Origin of the sequence: Frankia sp. R43, from assembly GCF_001306465.1 — a bacterium.
Taxonomy (GTDB): domain Bacteria; phylum Actinomycetota; class Actinomycetes; order Frankiales; family Frankiaceae; genus Parafrankia; species Parafrankia irregularis.
This window is the reverse complement of the sequence record NZ_LFCW01000005.1, coordinates 743,833-768,648: the sequence shown is the minus strand read 5'-3', so window position 1 is coordinate 768,648 and position 24,816 is coordinate 743,833. Positions and strand designations below refer to the sequence as shown.

At 69.5% G+C, this 24,816-nt stretch carries 29 protein-coding genes; 11 read left to right on the top strand and 18 right to left on the bottom strand.

Going from position 1 to position 24,816, the window contains the following annotated elements:
- Nucleotides 1-7: 7 nt before the first annotated feature.
- From ACG83_RS24135 to ACG83_RS24105, 7 genes are all read right to left on the bottom strand, one after another.
- Nucleotides 8-391 carry a hypothetical protein gene (locus ACG83_RS24135; protein WP_235498154.1) on the bottom strand — a complete coding sequence of 128 codons (384 nt, stop codon included), beginning with the start codon at nucleotides 389-391 and terminating at the stop codon, nucleotides 8-10.
- 113 nt (nucleotides 392-504) lie between these two features.
- Nucleotides 505-1,173, bottom strand: a complete 669-nt coding sequence (locus ACG83_RS24130) for a response regulator transcription factor (protein ID WP_054568459.1) — start codon at nucleotides 1,171-1,173, stop codon at nucleotides 505-507.
- Nucleotides 1,174-1,219: 46 nt separating this feature from the next.
- Nucleotides 1,220-2,473: a sensor histidine kinase gene (locus ACG83_RS47765; protein WP_054568458.1), complete on the bottom strand. Its 1,254-nt coding sequence runs from the start codon at nucleotides 2,471-2,473 to the stop codon at nucleotides 1,220-1,222.
- The gene (locus ACG83_RS24120) at nucleotides 2,470-3,192 is read right to left on the bottom strand and encodes an ABC transporter permease (RefSeq protein ID WP_054568457.1); all 723 of its coding nucleotides are present in this window, start codon (nucleotides 3,190-3,192) and stop codon (nucleotides 2,470-2,472) included. Before ACG83_RS24120 ends, ACG83_RS47765 begins: the two co-directional genes overlap by 4 nt.
- A complete protein-coding gene (locus ACG83_RS24115; RefSeq protein ID WP_083473496.1) occupies nucleotides 3,189-3,968 on the bottom strand; it encodes an ABC transporter ATP-binding protein in 780 nt (259 codons plus the stop codon). The genes ACG83_RS24120 and ACG83_RS24115 overlap by 4 nt, the downstream gene beginning before the upstream one ends.
- Before the next feature lie 181 nt (nucleotides 3,969-4,149).
- On the bottom strand, nucleotides 4,150-4,806 hold the full coding sequence (locus ACG83_RS24110) for a cell filamentation protein Fic (RefSeq protein WP_235498132.1): 657 nt from the start codon (nucleotides 4,804-4,806) through the stop codon (nucleotides 4,150-4,152).
- Nucleotides 4,807-5,087: 281 nt separating this feature from the next.
- Nucleotides 5,088-5,435 carry a helix-turn-helix transcriptional regulator gene (locus ACG83_RS24105; RefSeq protein WP_054568456.1) on the bottom strand — a complete coding sequence of 116 codons (348 nt, stop codon included), beginning with the start codon at nucleotides 5,433-5,435 and terminating at the stop codon, nucleotides 5,088-5,090.
- Nucleotides 5,436-5,562: 127 nt separating this feature from the next.
- Here ACG83_RS24105 and ACG83_RS24100 point away from each other — a divergent pair, with 127 nt between their 5' ends.
- Together ACG83_RS24100 and ACG83_RS24095 are read left to right on the top strand one after the other, a co-directional pair.
- Nucleotides 5,563-6,441: an LLM class F420-dependent oxidoreductase gene (locus tag ACG83_RS24100; protein WP_054568455.1), complete on the top strand. Its 879-nt coding sequence runs from the start codon at nucleotides 5,563-5,565 to the stop codon at nucleotides 6,439-6,441.
- 150 nt (nucleotides 6,442-6,591) lie between these two features.
- On the top strand, nucleotides 6,592-6,921 hold the full coding sequence (locus ACG83_RS24095; protein WP_200931363.1) for a YciI family protein: 330 nt from the start codon (nucleotides 6,592-6,594) through the stop codon (nucleotides 6,919-6,921).
- Here the strand turns inward: ACG83_RS24095 and ACG83_RS24090 are convergent.
- Together ACG83_RS24090 and ACG83_RS24085 are read right to left on the bottom strand one after the other, a co-directional pair.
- Nucleotides 6,891-8,318: an MFS transporter gene (locus ACG83_RS24090; protein WP_152991500.1), complete on the bottom strand. Its 1,428-nt coding sequence runs from the start codon at nucleotides 8,316-8,318 to the stop codon at nucleotides 6,891-6,893. The two genes, ACG83_RS24095 and ACG83_RS24090, sit on opposite strands and share 31 nt — an antisense overlap.
- A gap of 165 nt (nucleotides 8,319-8,483) precedes the next feature.
- On the bottom strand, nucleotides 8,484-8,846 hold the full coding sequence (locus ACG83_RS24085) for a DoxX family protein (protein WP_054568454.1): 363 nt from the start codon (nucleotides 8,844-8,846) through the stop codon (nucleotides 8,484-8,486).
- 104 nt (nucleotides 8,847-8,950) lie between these two features.
- Here ACG83_RS24085 and ACG83_RS24080 point away from each other — a divergent pair, with 104 nt between their 5' ends.
- The gene (locus ACG83_RS24080) at nucleotides 8,951-9,328 is read left to right on the top strand and encodes a helix-turn-helix domain-containing protein (protein WP_054568625.1); all 378 of its coding nucleotides are present in this window, start codon (nucleotides 8,951-8,953) and stop codon (nucleotides 9,326-9,328) included.
- 16 nt (nucleotides 9,329-9,344) lie between these two features.
- On the opposite strand, the gene ACG83_RS24075 is transcribed toward ACG83_RS24080, so the two are convergent.
- Complete coding sequence (locus ACG83_RS24075) at nucleotides 9,345-10,073, bottom strand: helix-turn-helix domain-containing protein (RefSeq protein WP_054568624.1); 729 nt, start codon at nucleotides 10,071-10,073, stop codon at nucleotides 9,345-9,347.
- Between the two features lie 222 nt (nucleotides 10,074-10,295).
- Here ACG83_RS24075 and ACG83_RS24070 point away from each other — a divergent pair, with 222 nt between their 5' ends.
- Nucleotides 10,296-10,961 (top strand): DUF4097 family beta strand repeat-containing protein, encoded by a 666-nt coding sequence (locus ACG83_RS24070; protein WP_054568453.1) that lies wholly within the window; start codon nucleotides 10,296-10,298, stop codon nucleotides 10,959-10,961.
- Between the two features lie 7 nt (nucleotides 10,962-10,968).
- Here ACG83_RS24070 and ACG83_RS24065 read toward each other — a convergent pair whose 3' ends face one another.
- On the bottom strand, nucleotides 10,969-11,382 hold the full coding sequence (locus tag ACG83_RS24065) for a MarR family winged helix-turn-helix transcriptional regulator (RefSeq protein ID WP_054568623.1): 414 nt from the start codon (nucleotides 11,380-11,382) through the stop codon (nucleotides 10,969-10,971).
- 207 nt (nucleotides 11,383-11,589) lie between these two features.
- Between ACG83_RS24065 and ACG83_RS24060 the strand changes: the two genes are divergently transcribed.
- Entirely contained in the window at nucleotides 11,590-12,438 is an 849-nt protein-coding gene (locus ACG83_RS24060) for an SDR family oxidoreductase (protein ID WP_054568452.1), read from the top strand.
- Between the two features lie 33 nt (nucleotides 12,439-12,471).
- Here the strand turns inward: ACG83_RS24060 and ACG83_RS24055 are convergent, their stop codons facing one another.
- The gene (locus ACG83_RS24055) at nucleotides 12,472-12,879 is read right to left on the bottom strand and encodes a MerR family transcriptional regulator (RefSeq protein WP_054568451.1); all 408 of its coding nucleotides are present in this window, start codon (nucleotides 12,877-12,879) and stop codon (nucleotides 12,472-12,474) included.
- A gap of 63 nt (nucleotides 12,880-12,942) precedes the next feature.
- On the opposite strand from ACG83_RS24055, the gene ACG83_RS24050 reads away from it, so the two are divergent.
- Nucleotides 12,943-13,827 carry an NAD(P)-dependent oxidoreductase gene (locus ACG83_RS24050; protein ID WP_054568450.1) on the top strand — a complete coding sequence of 295 codons (885 nt, stop codon included), beginning with the start codon at nucleotides 12,943-12,945 and terminating at the stop codon, nucleotides 13,825-13,827.
- A 134-nt stretch (nucleotides 13,828-13,961) separates the two neighbouring features.
- The gene (locus ACG83_RS24045) at nucleotides 13,962-14,537 is read left to right on the top strand and encodes a GNAT family N-acetyltransferase (RefSeq protein WP_054568449.1); all 576 of its coding nucleotides are present in this window, start codon (nucleotides 13,962-13,964) and stop codon (nucleotides 14,535-14,537) included.
- Between the two features lie 123 nt (nucleotides 14,538-14,660).
- On the opposite strand, the gene ACG83_RS24040 is transcribed toward ACG83_RS24045, so the two are convergent.
- Nucleotides 14,661-15,086, bottom strand: coding sequence for a MarR family winged helix-turn-helix transcriptional regulator (locus tag ACG83_RS24040; RefSeq protein WP_063793179.1), 426 nt, complete (start codon nucleotides 15,084-15,086; stop codon nucleotides 14,661-14,663).
- 186 nt (nucleotides 15,087-15,272) lie between these two features.
- On the opposite strand from ACG83_RS24040, the gene ACG83_RS24035 reads away from it, so the two are divergent.
- Nucleotides 15,273-16,385, top strand: a complete 1,113-nt coding sequence (locus ACG83_RS24035; RefSeq protein WP_054568447.1) for a questin oxidase family protein — start codon at nucleotides 15,273-15,275, stop codon at nucleotides 16,383-16,385.
- A 55-nt stretch (nucleotides 16,386-16,440) separates the two neighbouring features.
- Here ACG83_RS24035 and ACG83_RS24030 read toward each other — a convergent pair whose 3' ends face one another.
- Nucleotides 16,441-17,631 carry an FAD-dependent monooxygenase gene (locus ACG83_RS24030; RefSeq protein ID WP_054568446.1) on the bottom strand — a complete coding sequence of 397 codons (1,191 nt, stop codon included), beginning with the start codon at nucleotides 17,629-17,631 and terminating at the stop codon, nucleotides 16,441-16,443.
- Nucleotides 17,632-17,704: 73 nt separating this feature from the next.
- Here ACG83_RS24030 and ACG83_RS24025 point away from each other — a divergent pair, with 73 nt between their 5' ends.
- Complete coding sequence (locus ACG83_RS24025; protein ID WP_083473495.1) at nucleotides 17,705-18,313, top strand: TetR/AcrR family transcriptional regulator; 609 nt, start codon at nucleotides 17,705-17,707, stop codon at nucleotides 18,311-18,313.
- Between the two features lie 112 nt (nucleotides 18,314-18,425).
- Here the strand turns inward: ACG83_RS24025 and ACG83_RS24020 are convergent, their stop codons facing one another.
- A complete protein-coding gene (locus ACG83_RS24020) occupies nucleotides 18,426-19,016 on the bottom strand; it encodes a DinB family protein (protein ID WP_054568444.1) in 591 nt (196 codons plus the stop codon).
- Between the two features lie 112 nt (nucleotides 19,017-19,128).
- On the opposite strand from ACG83_RS24020, the gene ACG83_RS24015 reads away from it, so the two are divergent.
- Nucleotides 19,129-20,265: a YafY family protein gene (locus tag ACG83_RS24015; protein WP_083473533.1), complete on the top strand. Its 1,137-nt coding sequence runs from the start codon at nucleotides 19,129-19,131 to the stop codon at nucleotides 20,263-20,265.
- Nucleotides 20,262-21,116 carry a S9 family peptidase gene (locus ACG83_RS24010; RefSeq protein WP_054568443.1) on the top strand — a complete coding sequence of 285 codons (855 nt, stop codon included), beginning with the start codon at nucleotides 20,262-20,264 and terminating at the stop codon, nucleotides 21,114-21,116. Before ACG83_RS24015 ends, ACG83_RS24010 begins: the two co-directional genes overlap by 4 nt.
- Before the next feature lie 261 nt (nucleotides 21,117-21,377).
- Here the strand turns inward: ACG83_RS24010 and ACG83_RS42765 are convergent, their stop codons facing one another.
- From ACG83_RS42765 to ACG83_RS45490, 3 genes are all read right to left on the bottom strand, one after another.
- Entirely contained in the window at nucleotides 21,378-22,637 is a 1,260-nt protein-coding gene (locus ACG83_RS42765; protein ID WP_083473494.1) for a tetratricopeptide repeat protein, read from the bottom strand.
- Nucleotides 22,638-22,644: 7 nt separating this feature from the next.
- Entirely contained in the window at nucleotides 22,645-24,216 is a 1,572-nt protein-coding gene (locus ACG83_RS42760; RefSeq protein WP_083473493.1) for an effector-associated domain EAD1-containing protein, read from the bottom strand.
- Between the two features lie 285 nt (nucleotides 24,217-24,501).
- Nucleotides 24,502-24,642, bottom strand: a complete 141-nt coding sequence (locus tag ACG83_RS45490; RefSeq protein ID WP_158230746.1) for a hypothetical protein — start codon at nucleotides 24,640-24,642, stop codon at nucleotides 24,502-24,504.
- Nucleotides 24,643-24,816: the final 174 nt, after the last annotated feature.

The window sequence follows — 24,816 nt, the reverse complement described above, 5'->3', positions numbered from 1 at the left end:
GTGATGATCAGGTGGAGACGTCGCTCCAGTGGTCCCAGGTGACATCCACCTGGGTGTAGGCCGGATCGAAGGTCAGAACAAGGCTTTCCTGGAGGTAGACCACGGTGTTGTAGGACTCGCCGGACAGCATGGGGAAGGACAGGTGAACGGCACGGCCGGGGCGGACCTCGATTTCCGCGGTTTCCAGCCAGGCGCCGCCGCTGAGCCGGGCTCCACCGGGGAGCAGGGCGCCGCCGGGGAGCCAGTCAACGGGGCCGGGCGGGCGGATCTCGCGGGTGTGCGTCCTGGTGTTGCCGACGGTGGTATCTGTTTCGGTGAGCGTCATCGCCACCGGATTACCGTCGAGGAGGATGCGGAAACCATCCTCCTGATTGTTCAGCTCGGTCGACATCCGATGGTTTTCGACGGCGATTTCCGGCATTGCGCCAGAATACGACCGGGCGTCCCGTTGCGATCACCGGCCAGGCCTCTCCCACCAACGCTCGCTGGATGGATGTGGACGGGTCAGGTCGGTTCGCCGGCGACGACGATGCCGTTCTCGTAGGCGAGCACCACGGCCTGGACCCGGTCTCGCAGCCCCAGCTTGGTGAGGATGGCCCCCACGTGGCTCTTCACCGTCGCCTCGGTCACGACGAGACGGCCGGCTATCTCGGTGTTCGACAGGCCGCGGGCGACCAGCACCAGCACCTCACGCTCGCGTGGCGTCAGGGCGTCGAGCAGGCCGGGTGGCGTCGGCGGGCGGGTGCGGGCGGCGAAGGCCTCGACCAGCCGCCTGGTGACGGCGGGGGACAGCAGCGCGTCGCCGGCGTGCAGGACGCGGATCGCCTCGACCAGGCGCTCCCGGGAGGCGTCCTTGAGCAGGAATCCGGCGGCGCCGGCGCGCAGCGCGCCGAACACGTATTCGTCCAGGTCGAAGGTGGTGAGGATGAGGACCCGCGGGGCCGGGACGAGACCGCCGCCGGTCAGCCGGGCGGTGGTCTCGACGCCGTCCATGCGGGGCATGCGGATGTCGAGCAGGACGACGTCCGGTCGCAGCTCCTCGGCGCGGGCGAGGGCCTCCTCGCCGTCCCCGGCCTCGCCGACCACCTCGAAGTCGGCCAGGGCCTCGAGGATCAGCCGCAGGCCGGTCCGGACCAGTTCCTGGTCGTCCACGATCAGCAGGCGGATGCTCAATCCGGTTCTCCGCTCTCGTGAGGCGCGCCGAACGGTGCGGCCAGGCTCATGTTCCGCCGCCCGCCGGGAGGTGGGCGGCGACGCGGAACCAGCCGCCGCGTTGATGACCGAACTCCAGCTCGCCGCCGAGCACCGAGGTTCGCTCCCGCATCCCGATGAGGCCGTGCCGTGCCGGGGCGGCGGTCACCGGTGCGTTCCGGGTGTCACCGAGGATCGGCGTCCGTGCCGGCTCGGCGGCCACCCCGTCATTGACCACCTCGATGTCGAGGCCGTGGTCGCGATGGGCGAGGGTGATGACGACCTGGCTGGGGCGTGCGTGCTTCACCGCATTGGTCAGCGCTTCCTCGACGATGCGATACGCGGACAGTTCCAGGCCGTCGGGCAGGGATCGCGGTTCCCCCGTCACCCGTAGCTCGACGGGCAGGCCGGCGGCACGGTACTCGGCGACGAGCCTGGCCAGATCTCCCAGCGAGGGCGCTGGGCGGGCGTCGGCGGGGGTGCCCGGGGCACGCAGCACCGCCAGCATCCGGCGGAGTTCCACGAGGCTCTGCTCCCCGCTCCGCTCCACCCGCGCCAGCGTCTCGTCGGCCCGGTCCGGCGACGTGTGCAGCACGTCGCGTGCGCCGCGTACACCGATCAACATCACGGTCACCGAGTGGGCGACGATGTCGTGCAGCTCGCGGGCGATCGACGCGCGTTCCTCGTGCACCGCGATGCGGGCCAGCTGCTCCTGCTCCCGCTGGAGGTCCGCGGCGCGCTCCTCCAGGGCGCGGACATACCGCTGGTGGGTCCGCGCATAGGCGCCCAGCGCCCACACCCCTGCCGTCACCGGGACGGACACGATCGACAGCGCGGCCAGGAGCACGGCGGTGGGCACCAGCGCGGCGAGCGCTCGGCGCCGGTCGGCACGCTCGGCGACGGTGAAGAGCGCCACCAGGGCGGGCACCCCGCCGGGGGAGTCACCGGTGGCGACCAGGGCCCCGGCCAGAGCGAGCGTTGCCAGCAGCACCCGCCACGGGGCCCGGCGGCGGGCGGTGAGCGCACCGCCGGACGAAACCGCCAGCACCACGGTCGACGTCCGCGCCAGGTGGTCGTCGTTGAGGAGAAGGCTGAGCTCGGCGATCGTGGCGGCCACCGCGACGAGGAGGTCGAAACCCAGCGCACGCCGGGCGGCCCACCGTTCCCCCGGCCCCGCACCGCGGACGCGGGTGGCCGCCGCCGCTACGGCCACCGCCACCGCCGCCGCTACGGCCTCCGCCCGCGCCCGCAGTCGCCGCAACCCTGCCGCCTCGACGGTCATGCCAGGTCGCGTCGACGTTCGCCGGCGAGAGCCACGGCCATGAGCCCCACTGCCCAGGCGCCCAGGACGATCGCCGCCGCGCCCAGGGAGATGCGGGCCGGCCCGTGCACCATGCGGGTCAGCACGGCGACCGCGCCGAGTGGCGTGTAGTCAGACAAGCCCTCCCGCACCCGGTCGAGCAGTGGGTTCACGACGAAGGTCAGGATCAGCGCTCCGACCGCCGCCAGGACCTGGTTTCGAAGCAGCGCGCCGACGGCGACCCCGATCATCGTCGCGAGCACCGACGACCCCAGCAGGCCGACCGCGACCGCGGTCGCCTCGCCGACGCTCAGGTCGGGGCCGGGCTGCCGGGCCAGCAGCGGCAGCCCGGCCCCCAGCGAGACGGCCACCATGAGCATGCCCACGGCCAGGGCGGTGATCGTGTACGCCGTCGCCCGCGCGAGCAGCAGGCGTTCGTGGGACGCGCCCGAGGCGAGCGCCGCGGGCGCGGCGGTCCGGTGTCGGAACTCACCGGCGGCACCGACCGCCCCGAGCAGCAGCAACAGTATCGGCATACCGGACAGGGCCTCCTCCTTCTCGCCCACATCGTCGAGCGTCCCCGCGGCCAGCGCGACGATCAGCACATTGGAGGCCGTCAGGGCGACGGAGGCCGACGCGAACGCCAGCACCGTGCGCGTGCTCGCGACTTTGATCAGCTCACCTCGCACCAGCCGGCTCACGCGCCCTCCCCGCCGGTCAGGCTGAGGAAGACGTCCTCAAGTGTTGCTCCACCCCGGGTGATCGCAGCCATCGGAGCCTGCCGCACGACGCGCCCGCGGTGGATGACGACGACATCGTCGACTATCGGCGCCGCCTCGGTCAGCGAGTGGCTGGACAGCACGACGGTGCGTCCCGCGTCGGCCCTTTGACGCAACAGATTCCGCAGCCATCGGATCCCCTGCGGGTCCAGCCCGTTGGTCGGCTCGTCCAGCACCAGGATGTCCGGATCGGCGAGCAGTGCCGCCGCGAGACCGAGACGCTGGCGCATACCCAGCGAATACCTCCCGACCCTGCGCCGGCCGTCCCTCTCCAGCCCGACCAGCGCGAGCACCTCGGGCACCCGTGGTCCCGGCAGCCCGGCCATGGTCGCCAACGAACGCAGGTGGGCATGTGCCGAGCGCCCCGGATGCGCGCCGCAGGGCTCGATGAATGCGCCCAGGGTGCCGGTGTCACGAGCATGCGTGTCGAAACCGTTCAGAAGGATCCGCCCGGCACTCGCCCGGGTGATACCGCTGATCATCTTGAGTACCGTGGTCTTACCGGCTCCATTGGGCCCGAAGAATCCGGTGACGGCTCCGCGGCGAATACTGAACGACACGTCCTCGACGGCGGTGAACCGTCCGTAGTGTTTCGCCAGTCCTTCGACGGTGACAGCCGCGGAGGCCTGGTCGGCCGCGGCCACGGCTGTGCCCGGGGCGTTGCCCATGCTCGTGCCCGCCGTTCGTGAGATTTCCATGGCGGAAGAATCCAGCCCGCCGGCCTCGCGGTCATCATCATCTGGACGGATTTCTCGACTCGACTCCGGGAGCAGACCGGCGCGACCGATCCTCCTCCCGGAGTTGGATGATCGAGAATGGGTGCGGTCACCAGGAAGGCCACCGTCAGGTCGCCGGGCCGGGCCAGCCCTCAGGCCAGTGCTAGTCGCTGTCGCGTGGGAGGACACCGTCGTCGGCGGCGAGCCTGCAGGAGGTCAGGAAGCCGAACATGCCGGTACCTTCCCGGTGCCGAAAGAACTCGACCATCTCGGTGTTGAACTCCTGGCGGCGTGCGGCCGGGACGCTGATGGCGTCCAGGCCGTGGGACATGAGGTGGCCATTCATCATGTAGCGCGCGGTGCGCTTGTCGCCGTCGTAGTAGAACTGCTGCAGCGAGCCGAGGAGAAAATAGGCGATCGCCCGCTCGAACTCGTCGTCGATCTCGACGGAAAGGAACTCGGTTCCCTGTGCGAAGATGCGGCGCAGGTTCTCGCCTCCGCGCTCGGTCGCAGGTGGCAGGTAGCGTCCATGCTGTCCGAGGCTGACACCGGGGGTGAGCGTCTCCCTGCCTTCGCCGCGGAAATGACCCGGTTCCAGCGCCTCGTCGCGGGCGAGGAGAAGCTGGAGCCGGTCGGAGATCTCCCTGGACAGCTGGAACTCGTGCGCCCTGACGAGCCGGGCGAGTTCGTTCGCCGCCTCGGCGAGGTTGAGGATCGACGTTCGTCGCTGATCTTCCGTCCACCCACGGTGATCCCGTCGAGGAGCGTCTGGACCTCCGGGTAGGTGAACGGGTTGCCCTCGAGCACTGCGGCATCCCACACGTACTCCGGCAGCGACCGGTGAAACCGGCAGAGGGCTCGTTCGACCGAGAACCGTGGAATATCCTTCCGCACCGCGGACCGATCCCAGACGAACCCGAAGGCGCTTCGTGTCGCCTCGCTCGTCGCCATGACTCGCACCTCCTTGGGGCTGCGCGCGACCGGCACACGCCGCGAGCCAGGCCTGTGATCCAACGATAAGGCGGCCACGGGATCTCGGCGCGTCCGACTGGTGGCGCGCGGCATCCGTTCTCGGCGGTCGTGGGCTGAGCGTGTGGTGGCTCAGCTCGTCGTCTCGATCGGCTCGTCCTCGGTGAGAACCAGCGCGAGCAGGCCTGGGAAACGGGCGTCGAACTCGGCGCGGCGCAGCCGGTTGAGGCGGCGTGGCCCCTGATCGATCTGTTCGAGCAGCCCGGAGGCACGCAGGACGGAGAAATGGTGGCTGGCGGTCGCCTTCGACACCGGCAGGTCGAAGCCGCCGCAGGCACGGGTGAAATCCGGCTCGCCCGCCAGCACCCGAAGGATCGATCGGCGGACCGGGTCGGCCAGCGCCTCCAGCGCTTCCTGCAGGCTTACATCGCTCGGATCGGTGTGCCGCAGGTCAACGGTGCGGCGCGCCCGCGCGGTCATCGTTCTCGGCGCTCGCCTTCCTCGACATCCAGACTGTTCGATCGCTATCGTACACACGTCGGTGTTCGATGGCGGTCGAACACCGACGAGTCGCGTGAACATTGCCTGCGTACGAGGGAGGACTCCCGTGACAGTGTCAGTGGGACGAGTGGGTATCTGGTCTCCGTCCTTCGCCTGGAACACGCCCGATGCCCGTGAGGCGGCCGAAGAGCTCGACGAACTGGGATTCGGGGCCCTGTGGCTCGGTTCTTCCGCCCCTGAGCTGCGCCTGCCCGCCGAGTTGCTCGCGGCGACCGGTCGAATGGTCGTGGCCACCGGCATCGTCAACGTGTGGTCCACCGAGGCGGCCGAGCTGGCGGCGAGATTCCATCAGGTCGCCGCGGCGCATCCAGGCCGCTTTCTGCTCGGGCTCGGCGCCGGCCACGCCTCCACCGCGGGGGCGTTCGGGAAGACCTACACGCAACCGCTGCGGTACCTGGCGGCCTTCCTCGACGGTCTTGACGCCGCGCCGGAACCGGTTCCCGTGGCATCCCGTGTCCTCGCCGCGCTGCGGCCGAAGGCGCTGGCCCTGGCGGAGCGCTGCTCCGCGGGAGCCCATCCCTACCTGGTCACTCCCGAGTACACCCGGTTCGCCCGCGAAACTCTGGGCGAGGAGCCGCTGCTTGCCCCCGAGCAGAAGGTGATTCTGGAGACCGACCCCGCCGAGGCCCGAGCGCTCGCTCGCCGTAACCTCGGCTACTACCTCATGCTGCCCAACTATGTGCGCAACCTGCAGATGATGGGATTCACCGACGACGACCTCGGCGGGAACGGCAGCGACCGGCTCGTCGACGCCCTGTTCGCCTGGGGGACGGTCGAGCAGATCGCCAGGCGGGTCGCCGAGCACCACGCCGCCGGCGCGGACCATGTGGCCGTCCAGGTCATCTCGGCCGACACCGACGTGCGCAGCCGTACCGGCCGGCCCGCCCGGAAGCAATGGCGAGCCCTGGCCGCGGCACTGCTGTGACGACGTGATGCCGGGCTCAGCCGTGATGCCGGGCTCAGCCGTGATGCCGGGCTCAGACGTGATGCCGGGTTCAGACGTGGGCCTGAGTCTGCTCGACCGCGGCATGTTCACAGGCGAGCAGGGTGCTGGCGGCCAGGTGGCTTTCCCGGCGTGGCAGCCAAGCCCGATATGGTTGCGGATATGGCGAGCCTGTTTATTCTGGATCTCACATATACCGCCGACCTGACCGAGGTCGAGCGGTACATGGACGGCCATCGGGAGTTTCTTCGGCGCAATTACGATGCCGGGCTCTTTCTGGCGTCTGGGCGGAAGGAGCCGCGCACGGGAGGAATAATTCTCACGGCAGGTGACCGGTCCACGATCGAGCAGATCATCGAGACCGACCCGTTCCAGCGCCACGGCGTGGTCTCGTACGCCATTACCGAGTTTCTTCCGACGACGACCGGCCCTCAGCTTGCGGCGTTCCGACACGAGATCTGAGCCTCGCCAACCGGGATGTGGCCGATGTGGCCGATGCGGCCGGCGAAGGTGAGTCGGCCGTCCGGAGTGCTCACGGGGGGTCCGTCCGGTCGTTGCTGACCGGTGCCGGCGGCGGTGGCGGGCAGGTCTCGCAATGTGGTCGACAGCCCGAGCGCGGCCAGTAGGGCGGTCAGCATCCCGGCGCCGCCGGCCAGCAGAAAGGTCGTCCGTGGGCTGGTCGCGTCGAGCAGGAGCCCGCCGGCCAGGTATGACGTCGCGGCGGCGACCCCGACGGCACCGTAGAAGCTGCCGAAGGCCCGTCCGAGCAGGCTGGCCGGAACGAGGCGCTGGAGCAGGGTGTTGGCGGCGACGTCCATCGCCGCGATGCCCAGGCCGCGCACCGCCTGGACGGTGAAGGCCGCGCCGACCGCCCAGGCGAGGCCGGTGAGGAGGTTGCCGGCGCTGCTGACGAAGAATCCGCCGACGAGCAGCAGCGGCATCGAACCCTGTTCGCCTGCCCGCGCGAGCAGGGCGTAGCCCACGACCAACCCGATCCCGACCGCGGCGAGCAGCAGGCCCACCGCCCAGTCGCCGGTGCCCAGCGTCTCCTTGGCGAACAGGACCAGCGCGACGTCGTCGATGCCGTTGAAGGCGACCGTCGCAGCGAAGCCAACGAAGATCATGAGTAGGGCCCGGTTGGCCAGCAGGTAGCCGATTCCCGGAAGGGCCTGGCCGAGCGGCCCGTCTGGTCCGTCGCCCCTCACCGGTCGCGCTGGGAGCGGCTGGAGACGCAGCAGAAACAGCGCGGACAGCAGGAAGGTGACGGCATCGACGAGGAGAAGGCCGCGTGTGCTGACCAGCGGCAGCAGCGCCGCGGCGATCAGCGGGCCGGCGACCTCCGCGGCGTTGGTGCCGAACCCGATCGTGGAGTTCGCGACCGGGAGGTCCCGGTCGGCCACCAACGCGGGAACCGCTGCTCGGGAGGCGGGCAGGAACACCTGCCCGATGATCGCGCGCGCCGCGACCAGCGCCAGCAGGATCGGTAGCGCGGGCAGCCACAGCGCGATCACGAGCATCGTGGCCGCCTGGCCGACCTCACAGAGGATCATGACGCGTCTGCGGTCGAAACGGTCGCTGATGGCGCCCGTGAACGTGCCGAGCAGGGATGGTGCGAAGTCCCCGGCGAGCAGGAGCAGTGCGATCGCCAGCCCCTGCCCGGCCGTGTCCGCGACGTGGAGCATCAGCGCGACCAGGCTCAGGGAATCACCGGTTCCGGAGACGCACCGCGCCGAGAACAATCCACGCAGCGGGCGGTTCCTGCGCAGTAGCCGTGATACTCCGTTATGTTCGCGGCCGGTGTCGAAGGCGGCCTGGCCCGGCTGCCGTGGTTGTTGTGCGGCGGCGCCCACCTCTGTCACGTCGCGTCACCCGGGCCTGGCATCGGCGCAATGTAGCTGGTGCGTGCCATTGCACGCGACCGATTTTTCGAGGAACGCGATGCGATCGGAATCCGGAAGGATCGCCGAGCGCTCAGCCTGCTGATCACCACCTCGATGGCCCCGGCGCGTGCTCGGTATGGCTGGTCACCACGCCGTGGCGAGCCAGACCGTGATGGCGGCCAGGACGATCAGCGTGCCGTTGAGGGCGGTGTCACCGGCCTCGCCGCGCGAGAGATGAAGGCCTGCGGCCAGGCCCTGCAGAACGACGAGGCCGATCGCGGCGGCCAGGGCGAGCGCGGTCGCGATGCCGGCTGCCGGTGGCAGCACAAGACCGGCGGCGCCGAGGACCTCGACGGCGCCGATGCCGCGCACCAGCCACATCGGGGTCGCGTCGACCCAGCCCATCATCGGCGCGAGCTGCTGCTTGCTCTGCAGCAGCTTCTTTCCTCCCGCGTACAGGTAGAAGACGCACAGCAGCGCGGCGATGATCCAGTACGCGATCTTCATGGTGGCTCCCGATGGTTATGGTTTGTAACCGACCCCATGATGGGCGACTATGGAGACCGCTACAAAAGGAACATCGGTGTTAGCAACTGACAGGGATGGCAGTCGTGTCGCGCTACGAGAAGGTCTGCCTCATCCGCGCGGACGGTGGCCGCGCCATTCGTCGGATCCTCGATCGGATCGGTGACAAGTGGGCGCTCCTGGTCATTGCCACGCTCCACGAGCAGCGCATGCGCTTCACCCACCTGCAGCAGCGGGTGCCCGGAATCTCGCAGCGGATGCTGTCTTTGACGCTGCGTAATCTGGAACGTGATGGCCTCGTTTCCCGCACCAGTTATCCGGAGGTCCCACCGCGGGTGGAGTACGAGCTCACGCCGATGGGCCGCACACTGATCGAGCCGGCCGTCGCACTGGCGGAGTGGGCCGTCGAACACGACCCGGACATCGGGCGCAGCCAGCGGCAGTACGACAGCCGCCAGACCTGACCTCGCTCGGGCGTGATCAGAGTCCTGAGGTTGTTTCGGCCTTCGAGGTGAGGACCGCGCGGGCCTGCTCGGCGGCGCGGACGATGCTCTCGCCGACGAAGTCGAGGAAGCGGGCGATGTTCTCGAGACGGGCGGCGGCCGGGGTGTCGGGGCCGAGAACGCCGACACCCCGGCGTGCTGTCTCGGCGAGCTGGGCGTTCGACCGGGCGCTGGCGATCGCCGACTGGTACCAGAGCTCGTCGTCGACGGCGTAGCGCTCGCGGCGGCGTTCGTCGCGTTCCCTGCGGACGAGGCTCTGGCCTTCGAGGAACGCGATCGCCTTGGAGACGGACGCCGGGCTGACCTGGAGGCGCCGGACGAGCTCGGCCGCGGTGAGGCTGGCTGCGTCGGTGGTCAGCAGGCAGGTCAGCACCCGGGACGTCATCCTGGGCAGGCCGGACTGCATGAGGAGGGCCGTGAACATCTCCTCGTACTCGCGTACGGCCTCGGCGTCGCGCCCGTACGCCGGCGGGAGCGCTCGCGGCGCTGGGGGAGCGGCCTGCCGGCCGCGGTGGGCGCGGCGTTCGGTGGCGCGATGGGCGAGGTCGGCGCGGTAGGTGGTGGGGCCGCCGTTGCGCATCACCTCCCGTGTGATCGTCGAGGTCGGACGGTCGAGGCGCCGGCCGATCTCCGCGTAGGCGAGGCTTTCGGCCAGCCCCAGCGCGATCTGCTGGCGTTCCTGCAGGGTGAGCCTGCCTCCCGGCATCGCGACCTCCGGCCCGCTCGTCGAGGCCTTCAGGGTAGCGTTCATTCGCATCTCATTGCAACGGTCGTGAGATCGCTGTTGCGTTAACTCGATTCTCGTTGCAACGGTTTCGTGGCTCTGAACTGCATAGATGCATGTTCTAGTGCAACGCGATGGTTGCAAGTTTGTCGAACGCAACGTAGCTTTCCGTTTGTCAGAAACGACCTCCAGTAGGAGAGCGCGATGCAGAGCTTCGACACCCCCGCCCCGATCTCAGCCGTCCTCGACATCCCCGCAGGGCGCCTGCAGCTCATCGCCGCCGACCGGGCCGACACCACGGTCGAGGTCCGGCCCGCCGACGCCTCGAAGGGCCGCGACGTCAAGGCGGCGGAACAGACCGAGGTCGAATACGCCGACGGCGTCCTGCGGATCGTGTCCTCGGCGAGGAAGCATGCCCTTGCAAGCCCCGGCTCGGTCGAGGTGACGATCCAGCTGCCCGCCGGTTCCCGCGTCGAGGCGAAGGCGGCCAGCGCGGAGTTCCGGGGCGTCGGACGGCTCGGCGACGTCGCGTTCGACGGCTCGCACGGCGCGATCAGGATTGACGAGGTCGCGAGCATCCGGGTCGCCACCGCCGCCGGCGACGTCTCGGTCGGTCGCCTGGGTGGCCCCGCCGAGATCAGCACCGGAAAGGGTGACATCCGGGTCACGGAGGCCAGGCGCGGCACGGTCGTTCTGCGCACCCAGGCCGGCGACGTGTCGGTCGGCGCCGCCCGTGGTGTTTCGGCCTGCCTGGACGCCGGCACCACCCTCGGCCGGATCCGCAACGCGCTCCAGAACACCGCTGGCGTGCCCGACCTGAGCATCCACGCGACCACCGCCCAGGGCGACATCGCCGCCCACAGCCTCTAGGGATTGCTCAACGCGGGCCTGAGCCCTGCTCGCCCGCGGCGCGTTCGTAGGCACGCAGGGTGCTGACGACCAGGTGGCGTTCGGTCGGGCTCAACGGCCCGAGTGCCACCCGCCAGGCGCGGGTCCCCGGGCCGAGCCATCCCTCGATCGCCGGGCGGCCCGCGGCGGTGATGCTGACGATCCTGCGCCGGCGGTCGTCGGGGTCCTCGCGGCGCTCGACGATCCCGGCGCGGTCCAGGTCGGCGACCATGAGGCTGACCGTTGTCGGCGCGACCTCGAGCCGTGTGGCCAGCGCGTTGACCGTGGTCGGGCCGTCGAGAAGCAGGTAGGAGAGCAGGGACAGGTGCCGCGGGCCGAGGGCCAGGCCGGCCAGCTCGGCGGGCGGCGACGTCCGCTTCGCCCGCCCGACCAGCTGCGGCATCAGCAGCAGCAGGGCGCGAACAGCCTGGTCCACATCGAGCCCGTCGGGCCCGTCGGGCCCGTCGCGTTCGCCGAGCCCGTCGCGTCCGTCCTGTTCGTCCTCGCTCCGGCTTGACATCGCCCTCCCCGCACCACTTATCTTTGTAGTCAAAGATGTTTTGCTTGCAAAGGTAACTTTGGGTGTTGTCACCTGCGTGATCGGAGAGTCATGACCATCCTTGTCACCGGCGCCAGCGGGAACATCGGGTCGCGCCTGGTCGCCACACTGGCCGGATCTGGCTGTGCGGTCCGCGGCTCGTCCCGCGATGCGACGACCCTACGGCTGCCCGCCGGCGTCGAGCCGGCCGAGCTCGATCTCGCCGATCCCGGTCCGTCGGCGGCGGAGGTGCTGCGTGGGGTCGAGGCCGTCTTCCTCTACCCGGTGATCGGTACCGTCGACGCCTTCGTCGCGGCGGCCGTGGACGCCGGCGTGCGCTACGTGGTGCTGCTGTCCTCGCCGGCGGCCTACGAGGTCGGGGAGTTCGACCGGCCCATCGGCCAGATCCACCGCGCGGTCGAGCGGGCTGTGGCCGACTCGGGCCTCGCGCACACGGTGCTGTACCCGAGCTGGCTTGCGACCAACACCCGCCGTGACTGGGCGGGCCAGATCCGGGCCGGCGGACGGGTCGCCATCGCGTTCGCGGACGCTCCCGTCACGCCGATCCATCCCGACGACATCGCCGAGGTCGCCGCCCATCTGCTCACCCACGAGACCTTCCGCTCCCGGATGCAGATCCTCAGCGGGCCGCAGTCGATGCGCATGCGTGACGCCGTTGCGCTCATCGGCGACGTGCTCGGCGCCGACGTGACCGTCGACGACGTGACCCGGGAGCAGGCGCTGGATCTCGACCAGGGCCGGATTCCCCGCCCAATCCTGGAAAGCCTGCTCGATGTGGCCGCGGCGACCATCGGCCAGACCGCCCCCGTCAACAACACGGTCGAGCGGATCACCGGTCACCCCGCACGGACGCTGCGCTCCTGGCTCGAAGCCCACCGGCACGACTTCCAGAACGGCTGACCGACTACGCCGGGGCGGGTACCTGGCAGGCGTCTATGCCGGGGCAGGTACCTGGCAGGCTTCGGCGAAGGTCGGATAGCCCTCGCTCCCCGTGCGCTCGGCCGCATCGATGTAGTTGACGAGTGCGGCCCGGGACCGGGCGAGCCTGTCCATCTGATCGTTCAGGCGCCGCAGCCGCGACCGCATCGCGTCGAGCAGCTCGGGACATCCCGGCAGCTCCGGGGCCTCTCCGACGGCACAGGGCAGCAGGTAGGCGATGTCGTCGGACGAAAGACCGGCATCGAGCAGGTGCCGGATCTGGCTGACCCGCAGCACGGCGTCCTCGTCGTATTCGCGGTAGCCGTTCGCGCGGCGGCCTGCCTCCAGCAGGCCCTGGGCCTCGTAATAGCGCAGCTGGTGGGTGTTGACGCCCGTCCGACGACTCAGTTCCCCGATCCGCATCGAACCTCGCTCGCTCGACTCGTGCTTGACCTTCAGACTGGTCTCAACGTTGACGATGCTGCCATGAGTGACAACACCGATACACCCGTGACAGTGATCGGTCTCGGACTGATGGGCCAGGCGCTCGCCGGAGCCTTCCTCAAGGCCGGTCATCCCACGACCGTCTGGAACCGCACGGCCTCGAAGGCCGACAGCCTGGTGGCCGGCGGAGCGCGGCTGGCGCCCACCGTCGGTGACGCGCTCGCGGCGGGCCCCCTGACGATCATCTGTGTCACCGACTACCACGCTGTGCGTGAACTGCTCGACGTGGGCGGCACCGAGCTGGGCGGCGGGACGTTGATCAATCTCACCTCGGGCCACTCGGCCCAGGCCAGGGCGGCCGCCGAATGGGCCGAGCAGCGCGGCGCGCGTTACCTGGACGGCGCCATCATGGCCCTGCCCGCGGCGATCGGCACCGCCGAGGCGGTGATCCTGCACAGCGGGTCGCGGTCGGATTTCGAGGCGCACGCGCCGACACTCGGTGCCCTCGGCACGGTCACCTACCTCGGCCCTGACCACGGGCTGGCGTCCCTGTACGACGTGGCTGGTCTGGCCATGATGTGGAGCGTCCTGAACGCCTGGCTCCAGGGCACCGCCCTGGTCAGGACCGCCGGTGTCGAGGCGGCGACCTTCGCGCCGTTCGCGCGGCAGATCGCCGCCGGTGTGGCCGAATGGCTGCCCGGATACGCCGAGCAGATCGACGCGGGCGCCTTCCCGGCCGTGGCGTCGGCCCTGGAGACCGACGCGCGGGCGATGGCACATCTGGTCGAGGAGAGCGAGGCGGTGGGGGTCAACGCCGAACTACCCCGGCTGATCAAGGCGATGGCCGACCGCTCGATCGCCGCCGGGCACGGGAAGGAGCAGTATCCCGTGCTGATCGAGGAGTTCAGCAGGCCGCGCGGCGACTGACCGCGAGGCAACGCAACCGCGTCGGCCGTCGGGAAGGTGGTGGCCCCGCGGCCACCACCTTCAGCCCGCCTTCATGGCCGTCCGGGTGCGCCGGTCGAGCGGAGTGCGGTCGAGCGGAGTGCAATAGTCGCGATGTGACAGAGGGGAAGCACATTGACACGTTGCGGACCGCGCGGCTGCTCCTGCGGCAGTGGCAGCCGGCCGACGAGGCGGCCATGGCGGAGATCAACCAGGATCCCGAGGTCGCACGGCACCTCAACCGCCCCGTTGACGGCGCTGCCGGGGCCGCGTTCTACGGCCAGATGTGCCGGCACTGGGAGGATCACGGATACGGGCCGTGGGCGCTGGAGTCACGCGAGCCTGACCGTCTCGGGGAGTTCCTGGGTTTCGCCGGCCTGGCGCACGTCCCGCCCTTTCTGGCGGAGGCGGGCCCGGACCCCGAACTGGGCTGGCGGCTGAAGCGGTCGGCGTGGGGGCAGGGGCTCGCCACCGAGGCCGCTGTGGCAGCCCGTGACGATGCGTTCCGGCGTCTCGGACTGCCGGAGATGATCTCGATCATCCATCCGGAGAACGTTCGTTCGCAGCGGGTTGCCACCAAGCTTGGAATGCGGGTAGCACGGCGGATCGACAATCCCGCGATCGGCAGGCGGGTCGACGTCTGGTCTGTTGCGTCGGGGCCCGTGGATGTCGGGCGTCACCGCGTCACCTGAGTGCGACCGAAGGATGACGACCTATGTGATCAGTTCGATGGCGCAGCGGGAGCCAGCCGTGGCGGCGTACTTGGCATCGCAGGTGAGAAGGACGGCGCCGATCTGTTCTCGCCTGGCACCGGGTCAGGGCTGGGCCTCCCTGCTCCAGGCGGCGAGGCCGGCGCGGAAGCCCGCCCGTTCCTCGTCGGACAGCGTGGCCAGGGCGCGCAGCAGCGGGGCCGAGCGGGTCGCGAGGAAGGCCTCGACCGCAGGCCGGTATTCCTCCCGTAGCGAGACCAGCGTGCGGCGCCGGTTGGCGGGGTCCTCCGCGCGCTCGACCAGGCCGGCCTCGCCCAGACTGCCGACGAGCTCACTCGCGGTGGACAGTGACACGCCCAGCCGGGCAGCCAGCTCGGTGACGCTGAACTGCTGGCCGCCGACGAGCTGGGGCAGGACCGCGCCGTGCCGAGCGGTCAGCCGGTGCTCGTCGAAGGTGCGCCGCAGCTGTGGCGGCATCTCCCCGCGGGCGCGCTGGAAGTAGGCCGCCAGCAGCGGCACATGCAGGAGCACGTCTCGCTCCTGCGCCGTCCACGGCCGCGGCTGATCTGCCGCCGGCACCTGCGTGCCGTCAGGGGCTCCTCGGTCGGGTCGCACGTTACGATGGTAGAAGCTTTGGATATCCGAACCATTTGGCGATGCGACATAACGGCAGGGCGACGCCTTCAGGTGGAGTCGTCCGCGTGAGGACGTGAAGACATGGTTTCGGTGAGTTATGGCGACGTGATGGCAGACGCCCTCGACCGCCTCGACGATCTCGGCTACGAGCGTGCCGGCAAGGCCGATCTGGCCAACCACGGGCCGATGGGGGCCGAGGTGCTGGCCGTCCTCGGCCACGGGGCCGCGATCCCAGCCTGGGTGCAGGCATACCGCGACCTCCTGCCCCACCATGAGCGGTCCGCGCGCCGCGATGACCTGGATCCAGCCGACGAGTCCTCCTGGCGGCCCGCGCTCGGCGCCATCGACCGAGCCGGGGACTGGGAGTACCTGTTCGAACGGGAGCTGGCCCAGGAGCCCTGGCGGGACGTGCTGGTCCGTTGGTGGCCACGGCTGCTGCCCGGCCTGCTGTCCCGGCTGACCCACGGGCTCATCCGCACCGCGCACGCCGTCCGGGGCGTTGCCGCCGCCGAGGGCGTGCCGGGCCCGCAGCAGCTGACCGAGCTGGCCCGCGGGCTCGCCTACTGGGCCGCCCGCTTCACCCCGCTGCCCGGCAGCCCCCGGTTCGACGGACGCCTCGCCGTGGCCGCCGCCGTGGCCGCGGTGCCCCGGGCGCCGCTCGAGCCGGGCCTGTCGGCGGGCGAGCTCCTACAGGGGCGCCTGCGCCGGCTCGACGGGCAGCCCGGCTACCACGATGCGCTCACCGCGCTGCGCGCCGAGCAGGCCCAGGCACTGCTCAGCGACCTGACCGCCCAGTTCGCGGGCCTGTGCCTGGTCCACACCGACCTGTCGCCGGTGCCCCTGATCCACGCCGTCACCGCCCCGGCGGCCATGCGGCTCGTCCTGCCGTACCTGCCGGCTGAGCTGCACGAGCCTTCCGTCGCCACCATGTGGCAGACCGAGGCCGCGCTGCTGATGGTGTTCACCGGTGACGACCGCGGGGAAGGCGAGGCTCACGCGCGGGCGTGGGCCGTCGACGTTCCCGGGCACGAGGAGCTGATCCACCAGGCCGTCGAGCACGGCGACGAGCACGTGCTGAAGTTCACCGAGGCCTGCCTGCGTGAACATGCGCTGCGGCCCGATCCGCGCTACCTGGCGGCCGCGACGGTCGTCCGCGACCGGATAGCCCGATACCCGGCGCGTGCCACGATCTGACGGGGTACGCGTGTACGTCTGCGTGTCCTGACCGACGGCGCGATGGCCGCCACCCTCAGGGCGCGACGCCTTGCTGGGCGACGGATGCGTCCCGCTGGCCGTTCTGGGACGTTGGCCGCGGTGTGGGTGACAGCCGTGCGGCGAGGTTGCGGGCGGTGATCCCGGCCCGTGTCCTCGGGACGAGCAGGGCGGCGGAAAGCCTCAGGCGGCGTTGTCTCGGCTCGACCAGGGCGCTGTGCGCACTCTGGTAGCGGCGTAGCGCGGCGGCGTGGTCCGCCGGGCTGGCGGCGAGTTCGCTGGCCAGCGTGTGCGCGCCGGCTATGGCCAGGCTGGAGCCGTCGCCGAGGAGGGACAGGCAGGAGGCGGCGTCGCCGAGCAGCGCGATGCGGCCGTGGGACCAGGTCGGCAGCCGGACCTGGCTCACCGAGTCGAAGTACAGGTCTTCGGTCTCCTGAAGCCGGCCGAGCAGTTGCGGAACGCGCCAGCCGACGTCCGCGTAGGCCTCGGTGACCAGCCGCCGGTGCTGGTGGACGTCGCGGTGGTCGAAGTCGGCGCGGGCCGGGCCGCGGAAGATGAAGGCGACCAGGGCGCGTCCCCGGTTCGGGTGGATGGATACCAGCCGCCCCGGGGTGTTGTAAATCAGCACCTCCCGCGAGTCGTCAGCCGGTGCGCCGAGCGGCATGGTCGCGACGTAGAGGCCGGCGTGCCGGACGAACTCGTCTTCCGGGCCGAACACGAGGTGCCGCACGGTGGAGTGCAGGCCGTCCGCGCCGATGACCAGATCGAAGCGGCGCGGGGCGGCCCGCGCGAAGGTGACGTCGACGCCGTGCTCGTCCTGCGCCAGGGCGGTGATCGTGTCGTCGAAGAGGAACTCCGCCTCCTCCCGGGCGGCCGTGACGAGGACGGCGGCGAGCTCGTTGCGCGGAATCTCGATCTCGCCGCGGCCGGCTGCGCTGTTGCCGGGCATGGCGACCCGGGTGATCGGGCGGCCCGAGGCCGCCAGCAGCCGCAGCGCCGTGGTCTCGGTCGCGGCTGCGCGCAGGGACGGCCGCAGGCCCATCGCGTCGACCACGGGCAGCGCGGGCCCGCGTAGGTCGACCGGGTTGCCGCTGGAGCGCAGCCCCTCGGATCGCTCGACGACGGTCGGCCGGAACCCGTGCCGGGCCAGCCAGTAGGCGAGGGTCGGCCCGGCGACGCCGGCGCCGCAGATCAGGACGTCTCCGGAGTGCTCGCGGTGAGAGGTCACGCAGGGCACGCTATCGCATCGAGTGCAACTTTGCACTCGATGCGAAAATGCAGTGAGGGCGTACTCTTGCCCCGTGTCTCTGCGTGATCGCAAGCGTGCCCGTACGCGGCAGCTTCTCGTCGAGGTCGCGACGGAGCTGTTCGAGCGCAACGGGTATGAGGAGACGACCGTCGCGGAGATCGCCGCGGCCGCCGAGATCGGCACCCGGACCTTCTTCGGCTACTTCTCCAGCAAGGAGGAACTGCTCTTCCCCGAATCGGATGCCCGGGTACAGGCGACGATCACGGCGATCGCCTCCCGTCGCCCCGGCGAAGGGCCCGCCGAGGTGCTGCTGCGCGCCCTGCGCACGGTCGGCGACGACAGCGACGAGATGGTGAGCCGGCTCGCGGTGCTGCGCCTGCGACTGTTCCAGACGGTGCCCGCGGTGCGCGGGCGCGCCCTGCAGGTACAGCTCGACGCCCAGCGCGAGATCGGGCGCCAGCTCGCCGCGGCCTTCCCCGAGCAACTCGACGAGGTGAGCGCCGGGGCGCTGACCGGGGCGTTCGTCGGCGCCATCGCCGGCGCGCTGGCGGTGGTGCTCGACGGCTCCGAGCACCGCGACGACCCGGCCGCCCTGCACGCGGCCATCCGCGCCGCCACCGAAGTCGCCCTCGCCCCCTGGCTACGCGACCTGCCGTCCTGACCCCGGCCCGTCGTCGGCTGTCGGTCAGCGGTGAGCGGCTGTCGGTCGTCGGTGAGCGGCTGTCGGTTGTCGGTCAGCGGTCGTCGGCCGTTGCAGTCGGCGGGCTGCGCTGTCAGGTCGTGGTCTGGCCATCGATCGTTTCGCGGAGGATGTCGGCGTGGCCGGCGTGCTGGGTGGTCTCGGCGATGATGTGGATCAGTACCCGGCGGACGCTGTGCCGGCCGCCCGGCTCGTGCCAGGGCGCCTCCGGCAGCGGCTGCGTCGCCGACAGATCGGGGATGGTCGCGACGATCTCGTCGGTCCGGGCCGCGACCTGCCGGTAGCGGCCGACGATCCCGGCGATCGTGTCACCCGGCTGCAGCTGGAACTCGTTCTGGCGCTGGACGGCCCAGGCCGGATATTCACGCGCCGTGCCGGTCATGAAGTCCTCCCAGGTGACGCCGTCGGGGAGCGCGTAGTCCATCGCCGAGGGCCCCTCGAGGACGAACCGCATCCAGCCTTCCTCGCAGGCGGTCACGTGCTTGATCAGCCCGCCCAGGCACAGGGCGCTGGCCGTCGGGCGTTCGCCGGCCTGCTCGTCACTGAGGCCGCGGGTGGTGTTGATCAGGCTGGCTCGGGCCACGGCGAGCTCGGCGAGCAGGTCGGCCCGCTCCGCGTCGAGGGCTACGGGCTGCGCGGTCGTGGTCGTGGTCGTGGTCGTCATCGTGATCGGCCCCTTCTCGGTCGCCTGGGTCGTTCCCGTTGTCGGCGGTGACCACCACGGTCGTCCGGGAAGAGGTCAGGTTCTGGCCTCTTCTTCGGGCAATCTCGATGGCATGCCGACGACGTCAGCGCGCCTGCTCGCCCTGCTCTCGCTGCTGCAGGCACGCCGGGACTGGCCGGGGGCACTGCTCGCCGCGCGGCTCGAGGTCAGCCCGCGCACGGTTCGCCGCGACGTCGACCGCCTCCGTGAGCTGGGCTATCCGATCCGGGCCACCAAGGGCCCCGACGGCGGATACCGGCTCGATGCCGGGGCGGAACTGCCGCCACTGCTGTTCGACGACGAGCAGGCCGTCGCCCTGGCCGTCGCGCTCCAGCTCGCTGTCACGTCCGGCGCCGGTATCGGGGAGGCGGCGGCCCGCGCGCTGAGCACCGTCCGGCAGGTCCTGCCGGCGCGGCTGCGCCATCAGGTCGACGCGCTGCGGGTCACCGCGGTCGAACGCCGCGGCGGACCGTCCAACCCGCGGGTCGAGCCGGCCGTCCTGGTGACGCTCGGTGCCGCCGTCCACGCCCGGGAGGAGCTGCGCTTCGACTACGCCGTCCCGTCGCGGTCCGCGCCCGCCGACGTCCCCCCGCCGCGTCGGGTGCAGCCCCATCACCTCGTCACCTGGGGCGGACGCTGGTACCTCGTCGCCTGGGACCTGGACCGCGACGACTGGCGCACCTTCCGGGCCGACCGGATCACCCCGCGTCCCCCGGCCGGCCCGCGGTTCACACCCCGCGAGCTGCCCGGCGGGGACGTGGCCGCCTTCGTCGCCCAGCGTTTCCAGGGCTCCGCCGGCCCGGACCGCTGGCCATGCCGCGGGGAGATGATCATCGAGCTGCCCGCCGCCTTCGTGTCCCGGTTCTCCCAGGACGGGATCGTCGAGGAGCTCGGCCCGGACCGCTGCCGGCTCGTCGCCGGCTCCTGGTCGTGGCCCAGCCTGGCCGCCACTGTCGGCCGGTTCGACGCTGACATCGAGGTCATCGGGCCGCCCGAGCTCGCGGACGCCTTCGCCATGTTGGCCCGCCGCTACGCCCGCGCCGCCGCCGGGCAGCGCGGCGGGGCGTCGACGCCCGGGCGGATCGACCCGACGGGAGCCTCTGCTGCCAGAGGCTCTGCTGCCAGAGCCTCTGCTGCCAGCAGACAACCTCTGCTGCCGGCAGAGGCTGCTCCCGATGGCCTCGCCGACAACCTAGGTTCGCCTCCATGACTGGGGAGGACAGCACGAAGGACGGCACGATTGTCACCGGCTGGGCGGCTGGCGTGCCGTTCACGGCACTGCCTCCGGCCGGAGGCGCCGACGAACCGGCTCCGTTGCTGGTGACCTGGCACATGATGGACGCGCCACGCTCGGACGCCGCGTTCGCCGCCGCGCTTCCGCTGGCGAATGTGCCCGCCTGGCGGGTGCATCTCGGAATGCCGCTGGTCGGCCGGCGCCCGGTGGACGGGGCCTATGAGGCGGCGGTGGCCGACCCGATGCTGGGATATGTCGATCCGGTGGTCCGGCAGGCCACCGACGAGTTCCCGGCGGCGCTCGACGCGTTGCGTGCGCAGCTTCCGCTGTGCGGCGGGCCGATCGGTGTCGTGGGCGGCTCACTCGGCGGCACCGTCGCGTTGAACATTCTCGCCCGTCTGCCGGTCCGGGTCTCAGTGGCGGTGCTGATAAATCCCGCGGTCCGGGCTCGGACGGCAGTGGACGTCTTCACCTCGTCGACCGGCACATCCTGCTTCTGGAACGAGCAGGAGCAGGCGGCTGCCGCGCACCTTGACTTCGTGACGCACGCAGCGCTCATCAGCGGCCGGAATCCACAGCCAGCCGTGCTCGTGGTCAGCGGTGAACTCGACTACCCGGCAAGCCGTGCCGACGCCCTCGATATGGTGGTGGCGCTCCAGGCCGCTTATCCGGATGCCGACCGGGTCAGGCTGAGCACAGTCGCCGGTCTGGAGCATCCGCTCGCCGAACGCCCGGGCCTGGAACCGGCGCCGCAGACTCCGCTCGCCAGGGTCGTCGATCGCATGGCCAGCTCGTGGTTCGAGGAACACCTGCGCCCGGCACGATGAGCTGCCCGCAGCACCTTCGATGCCCGCGTGACGCCCTTGACGAGGGACTGCCGCACCCATCCCGGACCACCCGGCCGCGAGCACGAATTAGTGCCTCGATGTCCACGTGTGTGGATGCCGCCGCTGCCAGATGGGTCGGGCGCGCTGATCGGGGTGCGTGCCGCGACTGGCCACGGGTGTGGTGCTCCCGAACCTGCGGGTAAAATCACGAAGTGAAACGGTGCACGCCTCTCGCGTACCGCGCACCACGATGATCGAGACTCATGGAGAAAATTCTTCGGCCAGAATCCTGCGTCGCGCCGCCAGTTTTCGCCATTTCTCCATTCCCAGGAGATCGGCCTCGACTTCTGCCGCAGCCAGATTCTCCCTGGCCTGGGCAAAATTGCCGAGAAGTCGCTGCGCCTCGCCGAACTCGACCAGTACCTGTGTCTCCCAGACGGTCTCACCCAGTTCATGCAACTGGTCTCGAGCCAGGATCAGGAGTGAGGCGGCCTCCTCGTATGCGCCTTGCTCCCGCGCGCACACGCCGCGTTTGCCCAGAGTATAGGCAGACCATCTTCGATCTCCACACGCCTTGAAGATCAGTTCTGCCTGGCGATAAAGATCGTCTGATCTCGATAGATCTCCCAGTTGCAGGTACGTTTCGGCCTGGCCGCAGATCGTGAAACCCTCCCAGCGGCGCTCGCCGTATCTTCGCAGGAGAAGTGCTGCCTTCTCGTACGACGCGACGGATTCTTCAAGCCGCCCCAGCTCGCGCAGTGTGTTGCCCAGGTTGCTCAGAACGTACGACACGCCTCGGGGATCGTCCGATAGTCCAAAACTGTCGAGGGCCTGACGGTAGAGGCCCAACGCCTCATTGTAACGTCCCTCACCATGCAGGATAGATGCAAGCCACCGTAGGTTGTGACCAGCAAGACGCCGGTCGTTTGTGCTGAGTGCTACGGCCACGCTGCGTTCGACCAGCGCTCTGCTCGTCGGAAGATCCCCCAGGGCGCTCATGCCCTGGCCGAGATCAGCCAGGACACGCGCCTCGAGATGGTCGTACCCCATAACACGGCAGCCCGCCAGGGCATCGCAATAGAGGTCGACCGCCTCCTCGGGATTTCCAAGCGCTCTTGCCACATTTCCCAGGTCTCGTAGGCAGCGTACCTCCGTAGCTCTGTCATCTTGATCCACCGAGACATCGAGGGCGGTGCGCAGTATCTCCGCTGCCGCGGCGTAGTCCTCCTTGAGATGCAGCGCCTGGCCGATTTGGTAAAGGCAGCGATTTGCGAGCCAGGTGTCCCCAAGGCGTATCGCCAGAGTCCTGGAGGCCTGGTTGAAGCGGACCCAGTCATCCAGGTTTCCGAGAAGTGCCGCCGGCTGTTCCATGGCATCCAGAAAATCGGACACTGATTCCAGATCCTCCTGTTCTGTACTATGTACTGCAAGGCTGAGAAGTATCGGCCAGTTGTCCGCGAACCACATCAGGGCCTGATTGTCGTCCAGTGCTTCGACCGTCAGGGAGGAGGTGTTCCCCACGTTATCCTCACCGCTTCCTTGTCGCGTCTTTTCGAAGGCTGCTGGACGCCGTTCTGGCCTGCTCAAGGTAGAAGCTGCTCAGACGTTCGTGAAGTGATTCGAGCGCATCTTCCGGTTCCTCGTCTCGAGCTCTTTCGCGCGCGAATATCCGAATGAGATCGTGGAACCTGTAGGACGGGGATTCAAACGCGTCATACCCTGCAAAGTCCATCAACTGGGCGTCGACAAGTCTCTCTATCTGATGCTCGACATGCCCTTCGGGGGAGCCCAGGGCTGCGCTCGCAGTGCTTAGCGAGAAGGTTTCCGCCTGAATTTGGGCGAGGAGGCGAAACGCCCGCCTATCCGAGCTGTGGAGCATTTTGTAGCTGACGTAGAACGCGGCCCGGACTTCTAGGTCTCCAACGGAGAGCTCGTCGAGTCTCTGCATCTCGTGCTGGAGCCTGGAAGTGAGCGTCCTCAGCCGCCAATGGCGCTTGAGGACGAGACGCGCGCCCGCTATTCGCACAGCAAGCGGGAGGCGTCCACAAAGGTCCACGAGGAGGTTGGCCGCATTGGTGTCCTGCAGGACCCTGTCTCGGCCAAGGATCTTGGTTAGCAGCTGCAGGGCTTCGTTGTGATCAAATAGGTCCACCTCGGCGTGCACAGAACCTTCGATTCCAACAAGTGGTGTACGGCTGGTCACCAGCGCTCGGGTGGCGCCGCCGGGCGGTAGAAGTCGGCGAATCTGCTCCTCGTTCACGGCGTTGTCGAGGATCACGAGCACTCTTTGTCCGCGAATTGCCGTGTTGTACGACCGTGCGCGATCCTCGAAGCTCTCCGGGATGAGCGCGCTCGGAAACTTCAATGCCAGCAACATATTGGCAAGCGCTGCGGCCGGGTCCAGGGGGCGGCCTGAGAAACCCTGAAGGTCCATGTAGAGCTGGCCGTCGTCGAAGAAATCCTCCAGGTCGTGAGCTGCTCGAACCGCGATGGATGTTTTTCCGACACCACCCTTCCCTGACAGGCAGCATGCGGTCAGGGAATGGCCGTCCGTGCGTTGTCGCAAGGTTGTATTTACCTCGTTCAGCATCTCGGCGCGACCGGTGAAATCGGCGACTGCTGGCGGAACCTGACATATAGAGTAGTGCAGTCTCAAGCTCTCCTGGGGCGGACGGAAAAGTGAGAGCTCGGAGTATGGCTCGGCAGACGCAGCGAAGTTGTTCCGCGCCTGACCGGCCGGAACCTCGACCTGTGCTGGACGGGTAGGACCCGCAACCGGACCGCGATCGACGTCGTGGGTCTCTGCGAGGGTCCGGAAACAGGCGTTCGCGGGATAGTCGTGCAGGAGTTCGGTCAGGAGCGAGCGAAAAGGGTCGAACACTTTTCCGTTCGCCAGATCATTCATGACGGACGACCACCACTCGATGCGGGTCATCTCGCCCGGAAATGGAAGGTCGCGCCTCGCCATACCGATTCGACCCAGGAGTATGCGGGCGGACTGGTCGCTCCGATAGGTATCTGCGAGTTCGTTAACCAGATTGCGGCGCTCGGAATCGTTCAGCGCTAAGGGTGACCGCTTGCCGGGATCCGGAACATGCATGGCAGTCACGAAACGCTTCCCCCTGCACGGGTGCTTCGATCAGGTACCCCGTCGCGCGACGATGATCTGCAGTTGATCGGGATCACGCCAACCACCGTGATCACATCCGATGTTGATTTTGAACCCTGGTCCGCGTGTCGGTCAAGGATCCATCGCGCGGAATCGCGTGGGTGCGGTGCGGCGTCCGGAGCCGGCTGGCTGGGATGGGTGGCGCTGCGGATCGGAGTGGTGCGGGCCAGCGGGTTTGCAGTGGCGCCTTGCCCAAGAACACGGACCCTGCTTCGCTCACCTGGAGCTCGGCGCCGAACGCGACTGGGATCGCTTGACCTGCTGCGCGATCTCGACCCGACGGCGGACATCCACAGCGACGACCGTTTTGTCCACGACGGCGACGTCGTCCACCTCGGCTGGTACGAGCACGGGCATCGACTGGCTTCGCACCTCGTAGCGCGCCTACACGGCATCGAACGGGCGATACAGATGCGACGCGGCGTTCAGCGCGATCCGCGGCCTCCGGTCTGATCAACGTTGCTGATCGGGATGATGCTGGAACGGAAGGTGCCGGAAGAACAAGTGGGACTTCGGCGTTCGGCCGACCTG

Bases quoted from the DNA above. Each gene is read 5' to 3' on its own strand.
- ACG83_RS24135 (WP_235498154.1), bottom strand. From the start codon at position 391: ATGTCGACCGAGCTGAACAATCAGGAGGATGGTTTCCGCATCCTCCTC.
- ACG83_RS47765 (WP_054568458.1), bottom strand. From the start codon at position 2,473: ATGACCGTCGAGGCGGCAGGGTTGCGGCGACTGCGGGCGCGGGCGGAG.
- ACG83_RS24115 (WP_083473496.1), bottom strand. From the start codon at position 3,968: ATGGAAATCTCACGAACGGCGGGCACGAGCATGGGCAACGCCCCGGGC.
- ACG83_RS24105 (WP_054568456.1), bottom strand. From the start codon at position 5,435: ATGACCGCGCGGGCGCGCCGCACCGTTGACCTGCGGCACACCGATCCG.
- ACG83_RS24085 (WP_054568454.1), bottom strand. From the start codon at position 8,846: ATGAAGATCGCGTACTGGATCATCGCCGCGCTGCTGTGCGTCTTCTAC.
- ACG83_RS24075 (WP_054568624.1), bottom strand. From the start codon at position 10,073: ATGCCGGGAGGCAGGCTCACCCTGCAGGAACGCCAGCAGATCGCGCTG.
- ACG83_RS24070 (WP_054568453.1), top strand. From the start codon at position 10,296: ATGCAGAGCTTCGACACCCCCGCCCCGATCTCAGCCGTCCTCGACATC.
- ACG83_RS24065 (WP_054568623.1), bottom strand. From the start codon at position 11,382: ATGCCGCAGCTGGTCGGGCGGGCGAAGCGGACGTCGCCGCCCGCCGAG.
- ACG83_RS24060 (WP_054568452.1), top strand. From the start codon at position 11,590: ATGACCATCCTTGTCACCGGCGCCAGCGGGAACATCGGGTCGCGCCTG.
- ACG83_RS24055 (WP_054568451.1), bottom strand. From the start codon at position 12,879: ATGCGGATCGGGGAACTGAGTCGTCGGACGGGCGTCAACACCCACCAG.
- ACG83_RS24050 (WP_054568450.1), top strand. From the start codon at position 12,943: ATGAGTGACAACACCGATACACCCGTGACAGTGATCGGTCTCGGACTG.
- ACG83_RS24035 (WP_054568447.1), top strand. From the start codon at position 15,273: ATGGTTTCGGTGAGTTATGGCGACGTGATGGCAGACGCCCTCGACCGC.
- ACG83_RS24020 (WP_054568444.1), bottom strand. From the start codon at position 19,016: ATGACGACCACGACCACGACCACGACCGCGCAGCCCGTAGCCCTCGAC.
- ACG83_RS24015 (WP_083473533.1), top strand. From the start codon at position 19,129: ATGCCGACGACGTCAGCGCGCCTGCTCGCCCTGCTCTCGCTGCTGCAG.
- ACG83_RS24010 (WP_054568443.1), top strand. From the start codon at position 20,262: ATGACTGGGGAGGACAGCACGAAGGACGGCACGATTGTCACCGGCTGG.
- ACG83_RS42760 (WP_083473493.1), bottom strand. From the start codon at position 24,216: ATGCATGTTCCGGATCCCGGCAAGCGGTCACCCTTAGCGCTGAACGAT.
- ACG83_RS45490 (WP_158230746.1), bottom strand. From the start codon at position 24,642: ATGCCCGTGCTCGTACCAGCCGAGGTGGACGACGTCGCCGTCGTGGAC.